This window comes from Neolewinella aquimaris, assembly GCF_014197245.1.
GTDB classification, from domain to species: Bacteria; Bacteroidota; Bacteroidia; order Chitinophagales; family Saprospiraceae; genus Neolewinella; species Neolewinella aquimaris.
In genome coordinates this window covers 768,237-792,752 of sequence record NZ_JACIFF010000001.1, presented here as the reverse complement: position 1 = coordinate 792,752, position 24,516 = coordinate 768,237, and the positions used below count along the sequence as shown (strand labels likewise).

Sequence of the window (24,516 nt, the reverse complement as noted above, 5' to 3'; positions counted from 1 at the left end):
CGGCCGCTTACTCCGGATCCGCAGCCTCGTAGTCGCTGTCGTTCACCCAACCGGTGGGCACTCGTTCGCCGGCGATGAAGCGGTTGTACAGGTCCTGCACCGCGCCGGAGTAGGGGTACTGGTCAAATACGTCGCCGTTGCCGAGGATGCGTGGATCGTTCTGTGCCATAAGCTCTACGGTCATGGAGGCAGACATGGATTGTTTGCGTTCGGTGTAGCGGGCGTCGTTGGCCAGATTTGTCATGCAGTACGGATCGGCCCGGATGTCGTATAGTTCTTCCTCGACCCGCTTACCGAAGTTCAGTGCCCACCACTCTCGCTCGTTGCCGTAGCGGTGGGTGTTGAGGAGATACGATTTTGTGGGACTGCCGTCCGTATTGAGGTAACCGGTGATGGGGTTACCGACGGGCCAGCGGTCGGGTTTAAAGTTGTGCAGGTAGAGAAAGCCATCCTGAATAAGTCCCCGGACCGGGTAGCCCGCGTCGTTGGGCCGGCCGACATCGTGACGTTCCTTTCCTACCAGTACATGGTCGCGGTTACTTGCGATGTCCTTCCCCCCTTCCCCGGTAAAAATATCCAGCAAACTGTTTCCCGTAATATCCTGCATGCCAGATGCTTTTACCGTTAGATCTGCAGCTGCCAGGAAGGTGGGGGCGAAGTCGATGAAGTTGACGAATTCAGTTACGGTCCGGCCGGGGTTTTGGATGCCGTCGGGCCACATAACGGCCAGCGGGAGGTGGTTGGAGTATTCGTAGACCTGCCCCTTGATGCGCGGAAAGGGCATGCCGTTGTCGGCGGTGACCACTACGATCGTGTTGTCCAATTCGCCGGCTTCCTCCAGCAGTGCGAGCATGCGCTGCAGGTGGTGGTCGAAGTACTCGATCTCGAAGGCATAATCCAGCATGTCGGTCCGTACGCTATCCACGTCGGGCCAGAAAGGGGGTACTTCGTCGATATCGGAGAGTTCCTTACCGTGAGCCACTCCGGCACCGAACTCGTAGGCCCGGTGGGGCTCGGTGCTGCCGTACCAGAAGCAGAAAGGCTGTCCCGCCGGACGCGCTTCGAGAAAGGTGGCGAAGTTTTGGGCGTAATCGTTGTTGGACATGAACCTGGCCGGTGGTCTTGTGGTGAACGCGTCGAACTTCGGTCCGGCCAGCTCTCGCGCCTTGCCGTCGCGCATCCCCGGATTGCCCGGCGCCCACCCCTTGCCCGTGGCGCCCGTCCAGTAGCCGTGCGCGCCGAGCGCTTCGACGTAGGTGGTAAACTTGGCGGGAAAATGGGGGGAATGGTTGGCGGCCTCTTCCAGCTGCCAGGGGTTGCGGCCGGTGAGAATACAGGAGCGGGAGGGGGCACACTTGGCGTTTGGCGTGTAGGCATTGGCAAACAGGAGGCCCGCGGCTGCCACCCGGTCGAAGGCGGGCGTCTCCACCCAGTCGCAACCGTAGGCACCGAAGTGCTTCCAGGAGGCATCGTCGGCAATGGCAAAGAGGATGTTGGGCGGGCGCCGCTCACTTTCGTTGGTCGCTCCCCCGGCCGTGTTATTGTTGCAGGACGGACAGCCACACAGCAGCAGACCGGTCAGCAGGGTAAGCAAGTACAATTTGACGTTGAGATCGGTAGTGTAGTTCATTGAGACTAAGGTAAAGGTATGTACCTACTTAGCGGCCCCTCCTTTCAATCCGAAATAGTTACCGGCCACGCAAGGCGGCGTTCGCCTCCTCGATGCGCTCCCGTTCTTTGACGGTTAGCCCGTGCTGGTAGTAGAAGTCCGGCTTGTAGTAGTAATTGTGGTTCTTCATGTCGGGGTCGTGCACGTCCTGGCTAAGGTCGCAATCGAAGCGCAGCAGCACCGCGTGGTTGTGCGCCCAGGTGGTCGCGTTCGTGAGGTGGGCGATGCCCCAGGTGATGCCGCGTCCGTCCTTGGTATCCGTAAAGGCATCGGGGATGAAGGGCCCCGCCGCCGTCGGCATGAGGTCCGTAATGGCGGCGATCTCGAAGTTGACGCCGTCTTCCGCGTACTGCACCGTGAAGTGCTCGTTGCCGTCCTTGATGACCAGCGCAGCGATGCCCTCTTTCCACGGGAACAGGGTGGTTTCGTGCCCGGAGTTCAGTACCGGGTTCAGTGGGTGTTTGGTGAACGGCCCCAGGGGATCATCGGCGGTGGCCAGTCCGTGCATACGTACCAGCTTCTTGCCCTCGCCGCCGAAGTCGGATTTGTAGTAGATGTAAATCTTACCGTCGTGCACCAGCGGGTAGGGATCGTGAATGGAGTACTGGTCCCACTCGCCCGCGGCCCCGTTCGGGATCACCACTTCGCCGTGGGCCGTCCAGGGACCGTCGGGGGAATCCGCATAGGAGACGGCTACCGGACAGTCGTCGCCCCGCTTGCCGCTCGCTTCCATAAAGCCCTGATAGTACAGGTAATACTTGCCTGCCCATTCAAGGATGTCGGTCGTAGTCACGGATCGCCAGCCTACCTGCGGCTTCGGTGGTCGGGGTACGGCTACCCCCTGTTCGGTCCAGGTGAACCCGTCCTCGCTCGTGGCGTACCAGATATCGGCCAGGTCCCAGTCGCTGGAGGGGATCGTTTCGGTCGACTTCTCCGCACCCTGGGGTGGGGTAGGCGTGTGCCGGTGGGTATACCAGACGTAGTACTTCCCGTTCGCGAAGATCACCTTCGAGGGGTCGCGGCGCGAGATCGTCCCGTCGCCTCCGTTGTAATCGAAGCCTTTAAGCTCGGTGTACTTGAACTGGGAGTACAGCTCGTTTTCCTCGGGGCGCGGAGCCGGGTAGGCCGTGTAGTTCCGTTTAAGCGCAGCACTCAGCGGGCGATCGGGCAGGGTGTCCGGAAGGACGAAGGGAAAGCCGCCGGTAACCCGATCCGCGTTGGAGTTGGGTTCGGAGGTTTCCCGGTCTGTGCAGCCAAATAGCAGAATAAGGAGGAGGGGGAGTAGTGCGTTTCGCAACATAGGGCAACAAATTATTTGGGCGGCGTAGCGCAGGAGCTACGTAATTATAGGAGCAATGAATTTTCGTCTTCCCCGACGCGAACGATCTTTCCGACCAGGAACAGGTAGCTACAGAATCCAAGAAAAGCCATCCCACCCACAAACAAGAGGGCGGGGGCGAAGTCGCCATCCTGCACCAGGTAGCCGATCACGGTGGGGGTGACCACGGCGGCCAGTCCGCCGATGAAGTTGAATACGCCGCCGGCCAGACCGATCAGGCGGCGGGGCGCGAGGAGCGAGACGAACACCCACGAAATGGAAGCCAGCCCGTTGCCAAAGAAGGCCAGCGCCAGGAAGAAAATAATCCAGGCCGTACTGTCCGTATAGTTCGCTCCGATGACCGAGGTGGACAAGAGCATGCCAATGAGGATCGGCCCCTTGCGGGAGGCTTCCTTGCTCACCCCCCGCCGGACGAGGAAATCAGACATGAACCCCGCCAGCAACACCCCGAAGAAGGCCGCCAGGAAGGGGATGGACGCCAGGAAACCGGATTTGATGAAGTCCAGCCCCCGGAACTCTACCAGGTAGGTCGGAAACCACGTCAGGAAGAAGATGAACAGCGAGCCTAGACAGAACTGACCGAGATAAATTCCCCACAGTTTGCGGTGAACGAATACTTCCCGGAGCTCCGAAGGCTTGAATGATTTTTTCCCCTCATCCTTCGCATCGGTCCGTTCGCCCAAAATGCCGCCACCACTTTCAATGAGGTCCAGTTCTTCTTGACTAACACTTTCGTGTTCCCGCGGATCCCGGTAGGCAAACCACCAGATCGCGGCCCACACGATGCCCACCAATCCGGAAATGATGAACAGTCCCCGCCAGCCGAAGTAGGCCTGGATGGTCACTAGCACCGGTGTCAGGAAGGCCAGTCCGATGAACTGCCCTGAAGTATATACCGCGATGGCAGAGGCCCGCTCCCGCTCCGGAAACCAGCTGGTCACGATCTTATTGTTGGTGGGGTAGGAGGGGGCTTCAAAAACGCCGATGGAGGCCCGCAGTCCGATCAGGGCCGCGAGTGAACTGACCAGTCCCTGCAGCAGTGTCGCCAGCGACCATAGGACCAGCAAGATTGGGTACAGGATCCGCGGTCGGGCGTAGTCGGCCAGAATGCCACCCGGAATTTGAAGTAGCGAGTAGGTAAGCCCGAAGGCGGAAAAGATCAGTCCCAGTTGCACTTTCGTGAGCTCCAATTCCTCGCTAATGGCGGCGGCGGCCACGGAGATGTTGCTTCGATCCATGTAGTTGATCACTACGGTCACGAAAATGAGCGCCAGGATGTTGTAGCGTTTCTTGGTTGGTATAGTCGAAGGGATCATGCTACCACTCGGTTACCGATCCGTCCGGATTGCGCCAGATGGGATTTTTCCAATCGTGGCCCACTTCGGCGGCTTCCCGCACTTTGTCCTCGTTGATCTCGATGCCGAGCCCGGGTTTGGTCATCAACGGGACGTGGCCGTCGCGCAGCCCGAATCCGTCGGGGTCAACGAGGTAATCGACCAGATCGGTGCCGACGTTGTAGTGGATGCCCAGACTTGTTTCCTGGATGAGGGCATTGATGCAGTTGAAGTCGATCTGGAGGGCAGCGGCCAGACTGATCGGTCCGAGCGGACAGTGGGGTGCGATGGCTACGTCATAAGCTTCGGCCATGGTGGCGATCTTTTTGACCTCTGTGATGCCGCCGGCGTGACTGAGATCGGGTTGTACGATATCGACCGCCTGCTGCTCGAGCACCCGCTTGAAGTCCCAGCGAGAGTACATCCGCTCTCCGGTTGCGATGGGTACGTGAGTGAAATCGCGCAGTGACTTGAGGGCGTCGTTGTTCTCGGCCAGCACCAGCTCTTCGAAGAAGTAGGGCGAGTAGGGCTCGAGGGCCCGGATGATCGCCTTGGCCTGTCCCTTGTGTACGCGCCCGTGCAGGTCGAGTCCAATCAGCACCTCGTTGCCGACGGCTTCCCGAACGGCGGCCATTTTGGCGGCAGCCTCTTCCACCTTGGCGGGACTGTCGATCCACTCCATGCGTTCGCAGGCGTTCATTTTGAGGGCCGTAAAGCCGTCCAAAATCCTGCGGCGGGCGGCGGCGGCGAGTTGCTCCGGGGTCTCCTCGTTGATCCAACCGTAGATGCGCACCCGGTCACGTACCGCACCGCCCAGCAACTCGTACACGGGAACCTCAAGTGCCTTTCCCTTAATGTCCCACATCGCTTGATCGATGCCGGAGAGGGCGCTCATGAGCACCGGTCCGCCGCGGTAGAATCCGCCGCGGTAGATCATCTGCCAGAAGTCTTCGATCTTATTCGCCGGGTGGCCGATAAGGTGAACTTCGATTTCCCGGATGCAGGCTTCCACGGTAGCGGCCCGGCCTTCGACCACCGGTTCGCCCCAGCCTACGATGCCGCAGGCGGTAGTGAGTTTGAGGAATAACCAGCGGGGGGGAACCCGAAACAGTTCCACTTTGGTAATCGTAAGGTCCTTCATCTTATGGATTGGTGAAGTAATCGAGGTGGGTGTCTGGCAAGTAAAATAGGTAGATTGCCGGACCGTAGCGGAATGATCGCTTCAAGCATGCCTAATACTAGGGACCGTACTTGCAATCATAAAAACCTACCACCCACATTTAACCATGGGTGGTAACCTTTACGCAATGAGTAGTCTACACCAGCAGCATCCTTACTTTAGATTGCACGTCTTGCTGCGTTTAGGACAATGAGAATTATTTATTCGGAAACTGCTACACCATGACTGATCACCCCTACTTCATTAGCTGCGATTGGGGCACCAGCAACTTTCGGTTGCGGGTGGTGGAAGCCGCAACGCTGGACGTGCTCGCGCAGCGGGCCACCGGTCAGGGCATCCAGCGGATGAACGAGCAGTTCCTGTCCGGCGACCGCTCTGATCGCTACAGACACTTTGCCGCTTACTTGCGGGAGCAAGTTGATCTGTTGCCAGAAGCCCGGCCTACCTTCCCGATCGTGGTGAGTGGCATGGCATCGGCCAATATTGGCATGCAGGAACTGCCGTACGGTAAGCTTCCCATCGGCCGGCAAGCACGCAATCTGGTCAGTGAAGTCCGTGAGTTTCGCAGCGGCCAGGCACTCGTGCTGGTATCGGGTGTACACAGCGAAACCGGCATCATGCGGGGCGAGGAAACGCAGGCGCTCGGACTACTTGACGAGCTGGATCCGCAGGCGGAAGGAGTGCTTCTTCTCCCCGGCACCCACAGCAAACACCTGCGGTACCGGCAGGGACGGTTTACCGATTTCCAGAGTTACATGACGGGAGAGCTGTTCGAGTTCCTCACTTCCCGTAGCATCCTGGCCAATTCCGTGCGGGACGGTGTGTGGAATACCCGCACCCAGTCCGCTTTTCTCAGCGCGGTACAAACTGGATGCCGGGAGGGTGCCACGGCCCATTTGTTTGCCATCCGTGCGGGACACGTCCTACGCGACACCGATCCCGTCGATAATTATTACCGCCTCAGCGGACTCCTCATCGGGGCGGAACTACACGATGTCGCAGTCGAAGTGGAGCAACCACTCTGGTTGGCCGCTTCCGGTTCCCTGCGCATCCTGTACCGTGCCGCACTCCAGGAACTTTGCGGAGCGGATCACCTAGTCGTGCTAGACGATCAACTCATCGAACGCGCCCTGTTGCGGGGACAGTGTCAAATCCTTGCCACCCATGGCTGATTTCTCCAAATTTAATTGGACTTTCTTTCACTCGGCGCCCGTGGTGGCCATCCTAAGGGGCCTGTCCGCCGAAGCGTGTGAGCGGGTAGCGGAAGCACTCTCCGAAACCGGATTCACCACCCTTGAGGTTACCATAAATACGCCGGACGTAGGCCAAATTATCAGTCACCTCTCCCGGCAGTTTCCTTCCCTCAACGTCGGTGCCGGTACGGTCTGCACTCCGGACCAACTGGACGAAGCACTTACGGCCGGAGCGTCCTTTGTCGTTACGCCCATTCTGGACGAGGAGGTAATCACGAGGTGCGTGACCGACCGCATTCCCGTCTTTCCCGGAGCTTATACCCCGACGGAGATCTACCGGGCCTGGAATCTGGGTGCCACCGCGGTCAAGGTCTTCCCCGCCAGTCAGCTTGGGGTTGAGTATCTCAAGGACATACATGGTCCCCTGCCGCAAATCAAACTGGTACCCACCGGTGGCGTATCACTGGAAAACATCGCGTCCTTCTTTGCGGCCGGAGTGTACGGCGTAGGAATGGGCAGTTCCCTGCTCAGGAGTGACCTCATTGCCGCCGGGGATTACTCAAGTTTAAAGGATCATTTGCGGCGCGTACGTGCGCAGCTGCCGCAACACTCGGGCGGCGGAGCGCAGGAGCCGACTTAATACTACGAAGCTGTGCTGACGATGGCTTCAGTCATACAATAAACACGGAGTCAAAATTTGTAGCAATCCAAAGCCATGATAGGTTACTCATCCAGAGTTTTCATTAAGTATGTCAATCAATAGTTTACTAGCCGTTTACTCGTCGGATCGCTGTACCTCGGTATACGCTCTGCACCCGCGGCCCCGCCCGCTCCTTTCAAATTACATACCTATGAAATTCCTTCCCGTTGTACTTCTGTGCGTATTTGTTTCGAGTATAGCATTCGGTCAGGACCGGCCGAACATCGTATTCCTCCTTGCCGACGACGCCGGGTACGCCGACTTCGGTTTTCAGGGTAGTAAAACGATGATCACCCCTAATCTCGACCGGCTCGTGGCCCGGGGCGTGCGTTTCACTCAGGGGTACGTGTCGCATCCCACCTGCGGTCCGTCACGTGCCGGTATCCTGACCGGAAAGTACCCGCACCGTTTCGGGTACGAGGAGAATAACGTGCCGGGCTACATGAGTCCCGTCTCTGCCGTCGACGGGGAGGAAATGGGTCTGCCCGTGGAGGAGCAGACCATGGGCGACTACCTGCAGGCCCTCGGGTACCGCACCGCTTATTTCGGCAAGTGGCACCAGGGGGGCGCCGATCGATTCCACCCGTTGAATCGGGGCTTCGACGAATTCTACGGGTTCCGGGGCGGCGCGCGCGATTACTTTTCCTACGAAAACATGCCTACGGACCCACAGAACCGGCTGGAAAGGGGGATCGGTAATTTTGCGGAACACGATGGTTACTTAACTGATGTGCTGGGAGATGAGACGGCAGAGTTCATCGAACGCAATAAGGATAGACCCTTCTTCGCCCTCCTCGCCTTCAACGCGGTCCATTCGCCGATGGACGCCAGACCCGAAGACGTGGAACGATTCCCCGGTTTAGCGGGACACCGGCAAAAAGTTGCGGCCATGACCCTTGCCCTCGACCGGGCCTGCGGCGTCGTGTTGGACAAGCTAGAGCATTTGGGCCTGACGGAGAACACCATCATCGTATTTACCAACGACAATGGCGGACCCACGGATAATAACGCTTCCAGCAACTATCCCCTTAGTGGCACTAAGTCCACCTATCTCGAAGGCGGGATCCGCGTGCCTTTCGTCATGAGTTGGCCGAGACAATTGAGAGCCGAGCAAGTGTATGAGCAACCCGTAAGTGCCCTTGACCTACTGCCCACCTTCGTATTGGCCGGTGGGGGAGTAGTGAGCTCATTGTCCCATCTGGACGGGGTAAATTTGGTGCCCTACCTGAATGGTGCAAACCAGTCCCGTCCCCACGAGCGACTTTTCTGGAAGCGGGGGGTAAGGGCCGCCGTGCGCGACGGAGACTGGAAACTGATCCGCTACGCCGATCGCCCCGCTGAATTGTTCTACTTGCCCGACGACATCAGCGAACGAAATGACCTGGCCATCGCCGAACCGGAGCGCGTACGCGAGCTGTTCAAAGTGCTCTTCGCCTGGGAAATGGGCCTCTCCCGCCCCCGCTGGTTATTGGATACGAAGTACGACCGGCTGGATATGGAACGGCAGGATATCTACCGGGATCAGTCCAAATTCTTTACCAGAGAACGCAGCGCAGACGGCAAACAGTAAGCTGTACCTTCCCTAAAGAGGTAAAAGGGGACAAAGGCCCAACATCCGCACCAAGGTAGGCGCACAGTATAATGCGGTCCTCCCCGATAGCTATCGGGGCGAAAGCACAATGCGGTCTCCGACCGCGCCCTAATTACCGACCGGAGATTTGCTTCCCCCTAAAATTCATTGCTCCCGCGTCCCCGCCCCATTCAATTGCCATTAAATAAACCGATCAAAGACCTACTTATCCAACCCCTGTCGCACACATCACGGTCCAAACTTCCGCAGCTCGTACTTAAAGTTGAGCTTAATGTAACGGGTAAGTACGTCGGTGCGAATGTCTTCAGTGAAGTTGCTGGTCACTCGGCGACGCAAACTGACGTTCTGGCCCAGCAGGTCGAATACGGACAGATTGAGTTCTCCCCGGTTGTTCTTTAGGAGTTGTTTGCCGATGCTCATATTCCAGAGCACGTAATCCATATCCTCGCCGGCATCGAGGCCGCGATAGAATCGGTGTAGAATGTCGTTGCGAAACACGATTCCCGGTCCAACGATCCAGTTCAGTTTAAAGCGAGAAGTCTGATTGAAAAATTGATTGTTGCTGGCCGGTTGCAGCTCGTTTACGGACCAATTCATGCTTCCTTCGGCGGAAAGGGAGAAATCGACGCGGTCGCTTACGTTACTGGAAAAGGTGATGCCGACGCCGGTGTTGGATCGCTTGGTGCTGTTGAGCTTTCCGTTGATCAGTCCGGGAAGGCTTCCGGTGCTTGCCGAAAGATCGAGGTTCACGTTCGACCCGATCAAATCGACCGGAAAACCAAGCGTAGAGCGTGCTCGGAGGTGCCAACTGCCGTTCAGATTCACAGGTAGGATTATTCGCGATCCTTCGGGTACCGCATACGCCCGACCCACGTCACTGTTCGCCACATAGGTGCTGTTCGATATATCTTGTGCGGTGATGCCGCCCCCGAGCATGGCGAAGAAAACCGTTCCGGCGGATGCCTTGGTGGAGTTGTAGCGGAAGTACAGGTTGTGCCGAATCTCTTGACGTAAACCAGGATTCCCCGCCCGGAGCAATCTGGGATTATCGTTGTCTATTACCTCCTGCAACTGGGCAGCCGAGGGAAGTCTGGGCTGACTCCGGTAAACTAAGCTCAGGTAACCAGCGTGGTCATTTTTGAACTTGAGGGATAGGGTGGGCAGGACGCTCCAGAAGGTGCTTTCGTTCGGGGGCAGGGGAGGAATCAATTGGTTGTTTACCAGACTGGCATACTGCACGACGGCGCGGGCGGTGAGCCGCAATCCGCCCTTATATACGTTAAGCCCACCACCGAAATCCTGACTGAAATACTTGCTGGAGAGGGTGCCGCTTTGCTCAGCGAGCGATATATCGTATGCATCGGTCAGGGGATCCCTTTCGTAGGTCACCTGCTCGCTGCTTTCGTCCCTCACGCTGGTCCTCCCACTCACCAGTAATGACGCGTGCCGACTTACGGGTTGGGCCAATTGAATGTTAAGGGAGCCGTAATTCCGATCTCGTTCCTGCCGCGACCGTTGGTCGATATTGCGCTGACTACCGCCACTGCCCGATTCCGCGTACCGCAGTTGGTTATCGCCCTGGTTGGGTTGGTAGGCATGGTAAAGGTTAATCGTAAGCTTTCTGCGCGAAGTGGGAAAGTGGTGCCTCCAGAGAAGATTATTGGTTACGTTGAGCGATGTGAACCGGCCGTTGAATTCATTGCGGCTGCTGTCGATCGCCTGCGTGTCGAGCAGGGTGGTACCCCGGGTCACTTCCTCGCCGGTATTTCCCCGCCAGGAAAGTTTCGGGCGCCACAGGAACGTATTCCGGTCGTTTATTCGGTAATCAAAGCGGCCGTCGAAGCGATGGTTGCTGGTTTTACTTCGTTCGTCCCCTTTTTCGCGGTAGCGCTCCGTAAGTCCTTCTTCGTCAAAGTACTGTCGGTTGCGAGTGCGACTCACGATTCCCTTGGCCGCGTTAACAAAGTAGCTGGCACTCACCTTGATGCGTTCTCCCCACTCTTCGCTCAGGTTTGCCCCCAGGGCATTGGTGCTTACGATACCGTTTTGTGGCCTGACCGCGAAGTTGCCGGACGTGCCGGAATTATTGCCGTTCTCCGTTGGATCGGTGCCCATGGCGTCGTTCGAAAAGTTTTGCCGATTGACATTGTTCGTCATCAAGACAATGGACAGCCTACGCGCACCCTGGAAATTACTCACGTTGCCACCGGCATCGTACCGATCGTCGGAGCCGTATCCGGCGTAAAGCCTACCGAAAGTGCCGTTGCGCATGTTCTTTTTGGTGACGATGTTGATCGTTTTTGCGGCATTCCCGTCGTCGAAGCCGGAGGCCTTGGCCTCTTCGCTCTGTTCGTCGAATATCTCGATGCTCTCAATAATTTTGGCTGGCAGGTTACGTAGGGTAGCCAGCGCATCGTCTCCGAAGAATGGCTTGCCGTCGACGATCACCCGCCGGACTTCCTCCCCCTGCGCGCTCAACTTACCGTCCGCAATAGCAATCGTCGGCATTTTCTGCACCAACTCCTCCGCGGATGCATCGGGCAAGGTTTTGTAGGCAGCTGCATTGAGCTGTGTCGTATCGCCCCGCTGTCTGATGGGGACGACTTTTTCCACCACTTCAATCTGGGCCAGTTCTACCCCCTGACTGAGTTTTAGTGCGCCCACCTCGATGCTTTCGTTAGCTACCGTAAAGTCGAGGGTGTAGTTGGCATATCCCAGGTAGGTCACCAGGAGAGTGTATCTCCCTGCGGTTACCCCGGTGAGGATAAAGTTACCGTCGTAGTCGGTGATCGTTTGGTAAGAAGTAGACTCCGCTCCTTGATTAAGCACCACGTAGCTGCCGATGAGGGGGGTGCCGTCCATAATATCTACGACCTGGCCATACACCGAAACGCCCTGCCCGAATGCCCCAGTCGATAGTGCAATAAAAAATAACAAGCTAAAGAATCGGAACATGGTGTGGGGGCAATAATGGAAAGGAAGGTAAAATATACCAACCTACCCCTACTCGTGTCGGTCTACGTCCACTTTCGGTGCCGAGAGTCCATATGTTCGGGAGGTTGGAACATACGTGGCAGGTTGGTTCCCGGCATCTTGCCGGGGCTGGTGCTTGAGGAGGCTTAGGAAGGTGACCGCGGCATATTGGTTCCCGGCATCTTGCCGGGGCTGGTGCTCGAGGAGGCATGTTAGGAACCGCGGCAGGTCGGTTCCCGGCATCTTGCCGGGGCTGATGCTGGAGGAGGCTTTGGTAGAAACCGCGGCAGGATGCCACGAACCGGGGAGGCCGCGGCAAGATGCCACGAACCGGGGAGGCCGCGGCAAGATGCCACGAACCGGGGAGGCCGCGGCAAGATGCCACGAACCGGCGGGGCCGCAGGAGCAGTAAACGGTGGCCAGGCGTAGCAAGGCGACCTGGCGACAACCTGTTCTACCACAATAAATCGGTAGATGACCAATAAAAAATGGGGCCGCGTCATTCCGACGCGACCCCATTCTGGTGATCAAGAATACCGATGCGGTTACAGCTTGATGAACGGTTTGATGATCTGGCGATCGCCTTCGATCACCCGCAGGCGGTACACTCCGGAGGGTAGGGTGGACAAGTGCAGTTCGTACCGCAGTTCGTCGCTGCCCTTGTCAACCTTCAGCGTGTTGATGGTGCGTCCGGTGGCGTCGGTGAGCAGTACATCAACCGATCCCCGGTAGTCACTCTGCAGGGAGAAGTTCAGCTGATTGGCGACGGGGTTGGGGTAAAGGCTCAGTTCTGGGGTAACTGCCGGTGGAGTCTCCTTAGCAAATTCGAAGGAATCTACAGAGCGGATGCTGGTTCCCCCACAGTTGGTAGCGGCTTCACCCAGCCCGGTCGGCACCGTGGGCGTGGAGGTGAGGTACACCTTATCAAGTACGGTTCCCGGCTCGCGGTTTGCTACGGTGATGGTGTGGTTGCCGGCGGTAAGCTGGAAGCTCCGGTCTGCACCGTCGTCGTTGGCTTTCCGCCACTCGAGGCCATTAGTGATCAGCGAGGCACCACCGACGGCCTTCCACATCTTCATCCAGGGACCCTGGTCGACGCGGACCCATAGGGAGTTGCGACTCTCATCGGGTGCGTTGAGCCGTAGATAAAGTTGGTACGTGCCGGCTTGCGCCAGGGATACATCGAAGCGAACTTCCTGGGCGGGCTCGTTGATGGGTGGTGCAGTCGTGCGCTTTTCTCCGGAGAAGATCACCTGTTGGGTACCGGAAGCGGACGAGTTGGAGACGGTTCCCCAGCCAGCGCCAACGACGGCACATTCAGCTTCTACCCAGTAACTAGCTACGGTCGGATCGGGGGTGTCACAGGCATCGCCAATTCCATCACCGTCGCTGTCGTTCAGGTTATCGGTATTGATCGATGGGCAGTTATCGAGCTGGTTGGTAACGAAGTCGATCGGTTGGGTGCACTGGTCCACGAAGTCGTTGGGATCGCCGTAGCCGTCGCCGTCAAAGTCAGCGTAGTAGCGGGGGATGATCTGGTCCGCATTTGGTACAGTGGGACAGTTGTCCTGGCTATCCGCGACTCCGTCGCCGTCACTATCCGGTGAGGTCGGGCCGCAGTTGGTTGCTTGCTGCCCCAAACCAGTGGGTTGAACACCGGTAAGGTTCAGGTGGAGCTTGTCGAGCTTCGTGCCGACTTCACGGTACGCAAAGTCGATGGTATTGGTACCTGCGCTCAGGGCCAGCAGACCGCCGGAGTACTTATTCCACTGGAATCCTGCGTTGATCGTTATACCGGACCACCAGCGGTACCAGTCGCCACCATTAATCCGTACCCAGTACGAATCGTTATTGGCACTCGGTGCCTCAATGCGGGCGAAGAGATGGTAGCTGCCTGCCTTAGCCCCCTGCACGGTAAACCGTACTCGATTTGCGGGAATATCGGCTGGTGGACTGGCCTTGCTCTCTTCGGTAATGGTTACGACATATTCACCGTTCGCGGCGGCCCCATCGGGGAGCGTAGACCAGGCACTTCCGACGGTAGCACATTCAGCTTCCAGCCAGAAGGTGGCCCGTTCCGCGGGTGGGTCGGTTACATTGATGGTCACCATATCCTGTGCCTGAGCTCCCATATTGTCCGTTACGGTAAGGGTAACTTCGTAGGTGCCGGTGGTAAAGGTTGCGGTCGGACTGGCGCCCGTGGTGGAGCCGCCGTTCCAGGCCCATGCATAGCTGGCGATGGTGCCGTCGGGGTCGGAGGAACCGGTACTGCTGAACTGAACGTTGAGCGGCGAAGTACCCGAAGTCGGCGTAGCACTTGCCCTGGCGATGGGCAGCTGATTGGTGGGCGTACAGTTCGAGGCCTGACCTCCCGTGCCCGTGGGCAGGGTACCCGTCTTGGTCAGGTAGATCTTGTCCAGCAGCGTACCGTCTTCACGGTAGGCGAAGTCGATGGTATTGCTACCCGTTGAGAGCGTAGGCTGACCTCCCGGGTATGCGTTCCAGGCGAATCCAGTACCACTGGTACGGGTTATCCCGCCAGACCACTTGTACCAAGTACCGCCGTTGACCCGAACCCAGTAGGAATCGTTGTTGCCCGAGGGGGCACCGATACGGGCGAACAGCTTATACGCACCGGCTTCGGCACCACTCACCGAGAAGCGAACCCGGTTGGACGGTACATCGCCCGGGGGCGTACTGCCGGCGTTGCCACCCTGTAGCAGGGTCACGTAGCTGTCGTTGGAGGCACCAGCATTGGCAACCGTCGTCCAGGCACCGCCTACGGTCGCGCACTCGGCTTCCAACCAGAAGGTAGACTTGTCAGCTACCGGTGGGTCGGTCACGTTGATGGTCACGACATCAGTTGCCTGGGCGCCCTTATCGTCGGTCACCGTAAGGGTTACGGCGTAGGCACCAGTGGCGAAGGTTGCCGTCGGGTTGGGGCCGGCGGCGGAACCACCGGACCATGTCCAGGCGTAGCTGGCGATGGTGCCGTCGGGGTCGGAGGAACCGGTACTGCTGAACCGAACGTTAAGCGGCGAAGTACCCGAAGTCGGCGTAGCACTGGCCCTGGCGATGGGCAGCTGGTTGGTGGGCGCACAGTTCGAGGCCGGACCTCCCGTGCCCGTGGGCAGGGTACCCGTCTTGGTTAGGTAGATCTTGTCCAGCAGCGTACCGTCTTCACGGTAGGCGAAGTCGATGGTATTGCTACCCGTTGAGAGCGTAGGCTGACCTCCCGGGTATGCGTTCCAGGCGAATCCAGTACCACTGGTACGGGTTATCCCGCCAGACCACTTGTACCAGGTACCGCCGTTGACCCGAACCCAGTAGGAATCGTTGTTGCCCGAGGGGGCACCGATGCGGGCGAACAGCTTGTACGCACCGGCTTCGGCACCGCTCACCGAGAAGCGAACCCGGTTGGACGGTACATCGCCCGGGGGCGTACTGCCGGCGTTGCCACCCTGTAGCAGGGTCACGTAGCTGCCGTTGGAGGCACCAGTGTTAGCAACCGTTGTCCAGGCACCACCTACGGTCGCGCACTCGGCCTCCAGCCAGAAGGTAGTGGCCGTTCCATTACAACTTACTCCGTTGTCCACGTTACCGTCGCAGTCGTTGTCGAGACCGTCGCAGAGCTCCGGGGCGCCAGGGTAGATGTCCTGGTTGGCGTCGTTACAGTCGGTCGCGTCCGACACGTAACCGGCCGGGGCGGTACAGGCTGTTATGGATGTCGTTGCGTTACCGTAGCCGTCGCCGTCCGCATCGGCGTAGTACGTGGTAGCCGCCCCGATTGTCGCGTTAGTATCGTCGCAGTCCCGGTCGTTGATGACGTAGCCCGTGGGCAGGGAGCAGCCTTCAATTGTGCTGTTCGGGTCTCCAAGTCCGTCGCCGTCGGTGTCGGCGTAGAAGGTTGAATTGGTAATGTTTTCGTCCACCTTCCCGTCACAGTTGTTGTCGATTCCGTCGCAGAGTTCCGGAGCGCCGGGAAAGACTTGGTTGTTAAAGTTGTCGCAGTCGCCGTCCAGGGTTGAAAAGCCGGGCTGAGGTGAACACTCCGATACTGTGAAGCTTGCATCGCCGTATCCGTCACCGTCAAAATCGACGTAGTAGATGATGGCACCGCCAATGCTTGCATCGCTATCGTTGCAGTCCAGGGCGTTGTTTACGTAGCCCGCGGGCTGCGCGCAGTCTTCGGTCGCGTTGTTCGGGTCTCCTAGACCGTCACCATCATTATCTGCGTAATAGGTGGAGGTGGTGGTGTTCTCGTCTACGTTCCCGTCACAGTTGTTGTCGATTCCGTCGCAGAGTTCCGAAGCATCCGGGTTCACGTTTGCGTCCTCGTCGTCGCAGTCGCCGGCACGGGATACGTAGCCGGGCATCTGGTCGCACGTTAAGGTGGTAGTATTTACGTCACCGTAGCCGTCTCCATCCCGATCTGCATAGAATAGTTGCAGGGCTTTGGCCGGCTGAACGGTCACCTCACTGGTGAGGGCACATCCATAGGTTGTAGTAGTGAGCGTGTACTTCCCGGCTGCTGTCACGGTTGGGTTCTGCTGGTTGGAAGTGAAGGCATTCGGTCCACTCCAGCTGTAGGTTCCGGTGGAAGTCTGGCCGCTGAGGCTAACGCTTCCGGTATTACAATCCAATTGCTTCGGTAGGCCGTCGGCATTTGCGTCGACCATGCATTCGATATCGGGTGGGCCGATGGTCACCGTGGCACCCGTCGTGTTCTTCAGTACGTCCGTCCCAGCTCGGGTGAGCGCGGAGGGGGCGTTTCCGGAAGTTACGAAGTCAATGCTGGCGACCCCTGAAGCAGTTGCCTGAAAGGTTATATTCGCAAGTGGGAAGCTGCCGCTGGGGAAGTCTGAGAATCGTCCCACGTCGTAAGCTATGTTGCCAGAAATATTGTCAATGGCAGGTGGTACAATCTGAACGAACCCACTTAAGGGATCCGCACTCGTTACCTGCACCAGTGCCGGGTCGAACTCCAGGTGGATTGTAGCCGCATCGATGGGAACGGTACTCTCCGACACTTCAACAGTCAGGGTGAAATTTTCGGGTAGTGGATCCGTCATGGAAGAGGTCGCCGGTGTGATAATCAAGTCCGCGCCCGCAACTTCGCCGTTACAGGGGATTGGTCCGCCGGGATAGGCCGACGGGTTGCTATCGTCGCAGTCGCCGCCCCGGGTCACGTAGCCTGCCTGAGGGTCACAGGCGGTGATGGTATTGGAATCGTCTCCGTAAGTATCACCGTCCACGTCCGCGTAGTACATCAGGGGCGGATCGGCCGCCTGGACCGTTACTTCGCTGGTAAGTTCGCAACCGTCAGTAGTAGTTGTCAGCGTATACTTTCCCGCCACGGTCACGGTCGGGTTCTGGGCATTGGAGGTGAACGCGTTGGGGCCGCTCCAGCTATAGGTACCCGTGGAGGTCTGGCCACTCAAGCTTACACTCCCAGTACCACAATCTAGTTGCTTGGGTAAACCGTCTGCATTCGCGGCGACCGTGCATTCGATATCGGGTGGGCCAATGGTTACCGTGGCACCCGTAGCATTTACTAAGTAGTCAATCCCGGTATTAACGACCATGGAGGGGGCGTTGCCGGAAGTGACGAAATCGATACTGGCATTCCCCGGCGCAATCGCCTGAAAAGTGATGGCAGCAATTGAAAAGCTACCACTGGGAAAGTCCGAAAAGCGCCCGATGTCGTATTGAATCGTTCCCGAGGCATTGTCAATGGCTGGGGGTACGATTTGAACAAACCCCCCTATAGCCTGCGTACTCACCACTTGCAGAAGTGTAGGGTCGTATTGCAGGTGCATGGAAACTGCATCGATAGGAATAGGGCTTTCCGACACTTCAACGGTCAGTGTGAAAGTCGTGGGCAGCGCATCCGTAATGGAGGAGCTTGCCGGCGTGATAATTAGGTCCTGCCCGGCAACACTCAAGGAGCCGAGTAGTAGGAACATGCTCAGGAAGAGAATTCTATTCTTAATGAGATGTAAGTCCCCGGCGAAAAGGGCCCACCGTGGGGCGGAGAAGTGGTGTTTCATTAGTATATAGTTTATGATCATTGTAGGGCGCTGTACTATTCTACTGTGCGCGCATTCGTGCAGAACTTAGGGGACCAGTCCGCTAGGCATTTCTCCCAATTGATTGAAGTTGGATACCATAAGGGAGAAGTCCTGGATGGTCACTTTACTGACTTCGTTGAGGTTAGCGCTAGCGTTGTAGCCAGCATCATTGATGTCCTTATTGAATGAATTGACCATGACCGAAAAATCCAGGATATTGACGTGGTTGTTGTTGTTGATATCCCCGGTTCTCAGTTCACCAACATTGTGGGCGTCTCCATTCCCGGTAATGGTAATGACGTCAACCCGCTGCAGGCAGTTGGGGTACTTCACGGCCAGTTCGTAAGTGCCGGGAGCAAGTCCATCGACGGTCATCTGGCCAGTAGGGTCGGCGGTCGCGGTCAGGTCGTAAACCGGCGTTGCTTCGTTGACGGCGTACAACTTCACGGTATAGTCTCCGCTGTGGTCCGTCATTCCCTGACGGGTGACCGAAACGGTTAGGTCGGGAATACCCGCGGATGGATCGTACAGTAACGTGACCACATTGGAGGTTTGGCTGACGGGCTGGTCTACCGCGTAGGGGGCAGCGGAAGTAACGGCAACCAGTTGATTTAGCCCGCCATCCGGAGTGGTGTTACCACTCACTGTCTGGAGTAAGGTCACGGGGATGTCGACCGTACCGCCGCCGCCGATTACACCCGTATACAGGGTCTTGCCGGACATGGCTTCGTTAGCGTAGTAGGTCTCGTCCGCTACTCCGAAGGGGGGATCGCCGGAGGCGATGAACAGTCGCGAGTCCATCAGTAGCAGGGATACGTGATCACCGGGCGTTCCCGTTACCGTGATGCTCTGGTTTGGATCGCTTACCGTTGCCGGGGTGGAGGGAAGACCCGCCACCGCAATGGACGGAGCTACTGGCGCGCCTGCCGCGACGACCGCTTGGCTACCGCCGAGGCTACCGTCTTCGTAAAGGCTGCTGACCAGGGTAGACCCGTCATTGAAGGTAACGGTGAGTGTCGCGCCCACGAGCTCATAGCCCGACACAGCGCCCGCATTACCCGCACCGGCTACTCCCTGAATGCTATTGGGATCAATATCCACCGAGAAGGTGAAGGTCTCTCCTGGGTCGAAGTCGGTGTAGGTGGTCGACAGTATATCAAACCCACCGTTACGAACGCCGGAGAAAGGACTTGCGCAGGGGGCGGTCGGAGCGACCAGACCCACCGTTGCGGCACTACCGCCGGGCGTGAAGCACTGCGCCGTAGCGTCACCACCGGTACCCGTGGGGTCGAAGACCATATCCGGTAGGATGCCCGTTGAGAGATCGAGCGATACTCCCGTAACCTGGAGCGTGCCCGTGGACTGATTGGTGATCTGGAAGTTGCTGTTGCCACCGTAGGTGGACGCATTGAGACCCTGGCCTGGATTGATCTCGAACAGCACGCTGGGTTCGCCGAAGACAGGATCGACCTTCAGGCGCCAGACGTCGGAAGTGTTGGTCGTTCCGATGCCGCAGATACCATCGTCCGTCCGGGTCTTGACGGCAACAAGGTGATAGATGTCACCGCTGGCATTGTCGGCCAGGGTGATGGGAATATCTACCGTGCCCCCACCGCCAATTACGGCGTCCAGTTCCTGAATAACCTGTAGTTTATTGGCTTCGTACGTACCGGGGGTGATTCCGGGGCCGACGTCTTCGATCGTACTCTCCAGGATGAGCAGGGACACTGCTTGACCCGGGGCACCACTGATTTGCACGGTCTGACTTTCACCGCCGACGGTGGCATCAAGGAAGCCCGGTTCGGTGCTGGCACCGCTTACCCCCAGCACCGTGAGGTCCGGAGCGGTGGATTCGCTCCCCGGGTAGAAGTAATTCTCTACGCCCACCATACTGCTCGGCTGGATGCGATACAGTTCGCCGGTGGAGGTAGTGACGGTTTGCCCGTTGGTGAATTCTACGGTCACCGTAGTGCCGGCTAATTCCAGGCCGCTGATTGCTCCTGCGTTCCCCGCACTATTAAAGCCTTCGATGCTGGTGGGGTCGATGTCGATGGCGAAGTTGATGGACTCACCCGGTTCGAAGTCGTTGAACGCGACGTTCAGGACCGAATAGCCGCCGTTGCCTACCTCCGTTTCTCCGAGGAAGGGCGTGGTGCAATCGGGGTCACTGCCCAACCCGCCGTTGCCGGGAATGGTCAGGCCGACGCTACCGTTACCGCCCGACTCGCTCACTACGGTCAGACACTTTGCCGTGGCATCGCCGGCCGTCCCGACCGGATCAAAGACCATATTGGGGTAGATCGCGGTACTGAGATCGAAGCTCACCGAGGCGATCTGGAGACTGCCCTGAGAGTTGTTGGTGATGATAAATCCGTTCGAGTACGTACTTGCCGTCAGAATATTGGTGCCGGTCGGATTGATGGCCACGTAGGCGCAAGCTTCGTCGGGCAAGTTGACGTTTACCGTGCGGAGAACTTCCTGTGCTGGGTTGCCGGCCGCGTCGGATACGTTGTAGGTAACCTCGTACGTACCGGCCACACTGGTATTGACGGGGTCACCACCCACAACGATTGCCGTGGTCAGGTCGCCGTCTACGTTATCGGAAGCGGTAGCTCCCGGATCGGAATAGGCGTCGCCGACCGTCAGATTAAGGGGGTTATCACCAAGTAGAGCAATTACGGGCGGTGCGTTATCCACCGTGCCGGAGAGGTTGCAAATTTGAATGCCCTTCAGCGCTGGATTTTCCGTTACGTGGATGAATTCAATAGTCAACACGTCATCCGTTACCACGAGGGTGGCGGAGCGGGTGAACGCACCTTTGGGCCCCGCTATAGCGAAGGGATCGAGGTTGTCGAATGCGGGAAGCACGTTGCCTTCGATGGCCACGTCGAATACCCGCTGACCGGCAGCGGTAATCCCATTGTAGAGTTCCGCGAAGAGCAGCGTCACCTGCACTTCGGTATTCGGGATCACGGGGAATTCCCACTTCATTTCCGGGTTAGAACCGGCATCATAGCGCTCCGTATTGAATATTTCAGCGGAGGCGGAGGTGGGCACGGTTGGATCGGTCATAATGATCGGGCCGGAATGGGCAGCGCCGGAATTCCCGCTGAATGTGCTGTTCCCCGAGGAGTTGGCAACCAGATACGGAGAGTTACCGGCATCACCGAAATTACCCGTATCCGGGCTCCAGCCTAGCAGGGTGGCGTCGGCGGAGGCAACCGCCGGACCGCCGACATTTATGCGGTAAAGGGTGTTTTCGCACGGATCGGGCAACTCCACCGGACCGGACAGGTCCACCGTGAAGGAGACCGCGTCCTGTACAAAACTGGTCGCGTCGTTCGGGTCGGACAAAAACTCCTCGTGAAACTGGTTGGCTGCCCGAATGATGACCGTATTAGCGCCGCTGGTGATGCCGTCCAGTTCCGTCAGATTCCAGGAGGTTTGCCCGTTTGCGGAGGCGGTCGATATCCGGGTGTCGGTATCAATATTATTGGGGTCCGGGGGGTTGACGTAGAGGTGGAAATGCTCCTGTAGGCCGTAGAGCATATCCGTCGCGGTCCACTGCAATTGTACTCCGGTACTCGTAAGGGTGGCATTAGCCGTAGGTGCCGTGATCGCGACCCCGGGAGCGGAAACCGTGACGGTGACGGCATCGGAATCAGTGAGGCCTCCGCCATCCGTTACGGAGGCGGTGACGGTCTGAGATCCGGGAGTCACCAGTTGGCCGGTAATACTTGCGCCCACGCCATTCGACGGAGTGGTAGAGAATTGGGAATCCGTAGCGGTCCAGGCCAGACTGCTTCCTAAGCCGGGCTCTTCCGCGTCGGTCACCGTACCCGTCAGGGTGACGGAGGTACCTCGTGTTACGGTGGAGCCGTCAATTGGGTTGCCAATCGTAACGATCGGCGCTGTGTTGGTCAGTGAATTAACGTTCACCACGCGAATCACTTCAGTGGCTGCATTGTTGGCAGCATCGCTTACATTATAGGTTACATTGTAAGAACCAATCGTATTCACATCAACCGCGGAGGCATCGATAATGATGTTTGCCGAGATGTCGCCATCCGTTTCGTCAGAAGCTGTAGCGCCTAATTCGGTGTAGGCATCACCTACGGTTAATTCCAAAGGATTGTCGCCAAGAAGGGCAATCACGGGCGGGGTGTTGTCGGCAGCTGTAATCAGGGTAAACTCAAATTCATTGGTGTTGCATCCACCGTTGAAATCCAGCCTGATCTTCTGCAATCCCGGATTGGAAAAAGTGACGTCCGCTAAGTAATCATTGTATGTCTGCCATCCGGTATTCGGAACAGCGACGGTGCCGATTGCGCTGAAACCACCATCGTCTTCGGACAAAGTGACCGTCGTGGTTCCGTTATTGCCCTTAGCTCCGCTAAATCGCCATTTATAGTCACCGGCGGCAGGAATATTTACCCAATACTCAACAAAATCACCATTGTCGATATAGCCAATATTTTTGGCGGCATTGGTTTCTATTGCAACGGAAAACCCTGCTCCCGGTGTTGAACTGCCGTACCATGGAAGAGGATTGTTAAATGTCCGGGACAAGATCGTACCCGGAATTTGCTGGGCCACATCGATGGTAAATGACTGCTTGACCTCTGGATTAATACCATCGTCCGCGACAACGACCGCATAATACGATCGACCTTCACCGGCCGAAGGGGTCCAATTAAGGGTGTAGTTTCCATTACCGTTGTCCGTGAAAGTATATCCAGATATCGCGGTAGCCGGCATAAAGGGGTTGGTTCCCCCATCGCTCTTATCAAAGATCTGGAGGGTTGCGGCTGGTAAATTATCATCCGTTACGATTACATTCACTGAGATTGCATCGCCTTCGTTTACGGCAACATCCGCAATTGCGCCGATAGTTGGAGGATCATTAGGCCCCGGTTCGGAAATTTCTAAAGTGTATTCCCGAGTAATCGGGGCGCTGGTGCCATCCGAAATAATCGCGTTGATGGTGTAGGTCCCAACCGTGGCAATTTCGGGGGTACCTGTAATTTTCAAATTTGTCAGGTCAAGCGTGAGACCTGCGGGAAGAGATGGGCTCAGCAAAATAGTAAGATTATCGCCTTCCGGGTCGGAGATGCCGAGATCAATATCTGCCGGCATAAGCGCTTCGGCTTCCAAAGCGGCAAAGGATGTGGATGGCATTAAATTAGCACTCGGTACTCGGGTAATACAGAGACCGGAAAGTTTGCCGTTATCAACCGTGGCCGGTCCGATTTGCACACTGAGTTCACCATCGGCGACCTGTACAAAGTAGGTACGGGTAATAGCTGTTTGGTTCGAGCTTATTCCATCCTTAACCGGGTCAACCAGATCGTATTCATCGAGAATTAGATTTTCTTCGAGGAAAACGTCAAAAATACGTCCACCGGAGGATGGGTGATAAACCTCAGCGAAATAAAGGTCAACCGCATAAAAGCCGTTTGCTACGGGAACGTCGTAAGTGAAGGCGGGGTCAGTACCTGCTAGACCTGTTTTTCCACCGTATATTTCCTCTTGAAATAAGAGTAGCTCTGCCGAATTATTTGTTCCTGCAATAGCACCATTATATCCCGCATACTTCTTACCGTTGGTACGTGTGGGATGTCCACCCGCAGAACTGTTATCAGCTTCGAAAACCCGGCCGAAAGCTTCGAGGCCTGCAGAACCGGAAGCGATACAGAGTTGAAAAGGCGCAGGATCGTTGGCAGTGACATTTATCGCCGAAGAGGTAGTTGTAGCTCCATTGTCATCCGTCGCCACAGCGGTCAGGGTATGGGCGCCCGACGATATATTCGGCAGCGTCACGAAATACGGCGCATCGTTGTCTACGCCTAGCGGAGTGCTCCCGTCAAAAAAGGCGACGCTGCTCACCGTACCATCGGAGTCATTTGCCGAGGCCGTAATGACCACGTCGTCACCCTGGCTGAACACCGCGCCATTGGTGGGTGAGGTGATGCTTACCGTAGGTGGGGCATTGGGGCTGGTGATCGTAAGGCTGGTGCCCGTGGCGGTGCCGAAAACGGGGACACCAATTCTGGAGATCTGGGTTTTGCGGTCGGGAGGTCCGGAGTCAAACGAGAAGTCGATGGACGTCGTGCCTTCGGCGATGGCCGTCAGGTTGATGGTCAGGTAATCGAAGGTTCCGTTAACGAAGGTGCCACCCAGCAAGCCGGTAGCCGCGTCGATCATTCCCGACGGCTTGAAGTCGGTGGGATCTACAATGACCGTGGGTAATTCGGAGCTTGCGTTATATACGACCGAATTGACGGTTATGAAGGCGGGATCAAAGTCCAGATGCGCGGCAACACCGTCGAGTTCCTGACTCCCCGCAACGACCTGTAGGGTGAGCGTTAGATTGTCGCCCACGTTCAGGGTCGGCGCAGCCGGGGATAATACTAAGTCGGCCTGCGCCTGCAACAGGTAGCCGGGCAGCAGCAAGCATAGCATAAGG

General features: G+C 57.4%; 10 protein-coding genes. 3 read left to right on the top strand and 7 right to left on the bottom strand.

Annotated features, from left to right (window positions below; translation table 11 throughout):
- Positions 1-7 precede the first annotated feature (7 nt).
- Genes GGR28_RS03110 through dgoD form a run of 4 tightly spaced genes read right to left on the bottom strand, consistent with a single transcriptional unit; the run spans position 8 to position 5,483 of the window.
- A complete protein-coding gene (locus GGR28_RS03110) occupies positions 8-1,630 on the bottom strand; it encodes a sulfatase family protein (protein WP_183494248.1) in 1,623 nt (540 codons plus the stop codon).
- Between the two features lie 58 nt (positions 1,631-1,688).
- Positions 1,689-2,969 carry a glycoside hydrolase family 117 protein gene (locus tag GGR28_RS03105; RefSeq protein ID WP_183494247.1) on the bottom strand — a complete coding sequence of 427 codons (1,281 nt, stop codon included), beginning with the start codon at positions 2,967-2,969 and terminating at the stop codon, positions 1,689-1,691.
- A gap of 44 nt (positions 2,970-3,013) precedes the next feature.
- Positions 3,014-4,324 carry an MFS transporter gene (locus GGR28_RS03100; RefSeq protein ID WP_183494246.1) on the bottom strand — a complete coding sequence of 437 codons (1,311 nt, stop codon included), beginning with the start codon at positions 4,322-4,324 and terminating at the stop codon, positions 3,014-3,016.
- A gap of 1 nt (position 4,325) precedes the next feature.
- Positions 4,326-5,483 (bottom strand): galactonate dehydratase, encoded by a 1,158-nt coding sequence (gene dgoD / locus GGR28_RS03095; protein WP_183494245.1) that lies wholly within the window; start codon positions 5,481-5,483, stop codon positions 4,326-4,328.
- A 260-nt stretch (positions 5,484-5,743) separates the two neighbouring features.
- Here dgoD and GGR28_RS03090 point away from each other — a divergent pair, with 260 nt between their 5' ends.
- The 3 genes from GGR28_RS03090 to GGR28_RS03080 all read left to right on the top strand — a co-directional run bounded on the left by GGR28_RS03090 (position 5,744) and on the right by GGR28_RS03080 (position 8,985).
- Positions 5,744-6,694 (top strand): 2-dehydro-3-deoxygalactonokinase, encoded by a 951-nt coding sequence (locus GGR28_RS03090; protein ID WP_183494244.1) that lies wholly within the window; start codon positions 5,744-5,746, stop codon positions 6,692-6,694.
- The gene (locus GGR28_RS03085; RefSeq protein ID WP_183494243.1) at positions 6,687-7,355 is read left to right on the top strand and encodes a bifunctional 4-hydroxy-2-oxoglutarate aldolase/2-dehydro-3-deoxy-phosphogluconate aldolase; all 669 of its coding nucleotides are present in this window, start codon (positions 6,687-6,689) and stop codon (positions 7,353-7,355) included. Before GGR28_RS03090 ends, GGR28_RS03085 begins: the two co-directional genes overlap by 8 nt.
- Positions 7,356-7,566: 211 nt before the next feature.
- On the top strand, positions 7,567-8,985 hold the full coding sequence (locus GGR28_RS03080; RefSeq protein ID WP_183494242.1) for a sulfatase: 1,419 nt from the start codon (positions 7,567-7,569) through the stop codon (positions 8,983-8,985).
- A 249-nt stretch (positions 8,986-9,234) separates the two neighbouring features.
- On the opposite strand, the gene GGR28_RS03075 is transcribed toward GGR28_RS03080, so the two are convergent.
- The 3 genes from GGR28_RS03075 to GGR28_RS03065 form a co-directional block, all read right to left on the bottom strand.
- Positions 9,235-11,961 carry an outer membrane beta-barrel protein gene (locus tag GGR28_RS03075; protein ID WP_183494241.1) on the bottom strand — a complete coding sequence of 909 codons (2,727 nt, stop codon included), beginning with the start codon at positions 11,959-11,961 and terminating at the stop codon, positions 9,235-9,237.
- 563 nt (positions 11,962-12,524) lie between these two features.
- Positions 12,525-17,420 (bottom strand): MopE-related protein, encoded by a 4,896-nt coding sequence (locus GGR28_RS03070; protein ID WP_183494240.1) that lies wholly within the window; start codon positions 17,418-17,420, stop codon positions 12,525-12,527.
- Between the two features lie 675 nt (positions 17,421-18,095).
- A complete protein-coding gene (locus GGR28_RS03065; protein ID WP_183494239.1) occupies positions 18,096-24,512 on the bottom strand; it encodes a malectin domain-containing carbohydrate-binding protein in 6,417 nt (2,138 codons plus the stop codon).
- Positions 24,513-24,516 lie beyond the last annotated feature (4 nt).

Bases quoted from the DNA above. Each gene is read 5' to 3' on its own strand.
- GGR28_RS03110 (WP_183494248.1), bottom strand. From the start codon at position 1,630: ATGAACTACACTACCGATCTCAACGTCAAATTGTACTTGCTTACCCTG.
- GGR28_RS03105 (WP_183494247.1), bottom strand. From the start codon at position 2,969: ATGTTGCGAAACGCACTACTCCCCCTCCTCCTTATTCTGCTATTTGGC.
- GGR28_RS03100 (WP_183494246.1), bottom strand. From the start codon at position 4,324: ATGATCCCTTCGACTATACCAACCAAGAAACGCTACAACATCCTGGCG.
- dgoD (WP_183494245.1), bottom strand. From the start codon at position 5,483: ATGAAGGACCTTACGATTACCAAAGTGGAACTGTTTCGGGTTCCCCCC.
- GGR28_RS03090 (WP_183494244.1), top strand. From the start codon at position 5,744: ATGACTGATCACCCCTACTTCATTAGCTGCGATTGGGGCACCAGCAAC.
- GGR28_RS03085 (WP_183494243.1), top strand. From the start codon at position 6,687: ATGGCTGATTTCTCCAAATTTAATTGGACTTTCTTTCACTCGGCGCCC.
- GGR28_RS03080 (WP_183494242.1), top strand. From the start codon at position 7,567: ATGAAATTCCTTCCCGTTGTACTTCTGTGCGTATTTGTTTCGAGTATA.
- GGR28_RS03075 (WP_183494241.1), bottom strand. From the start codon at position 11,961: ATGTTCCGATTCTTTAGCTTGTTATTTTTTATTGCACTATCGACTGGG.
- GGR28_RS03065 (WP_183494239.1), bottom strand. From the start codon at position 24,512: ATGCTATGCTTGCTGCTGCCCGGCTACCTGTTGCAGGCGCAGGCCGAC.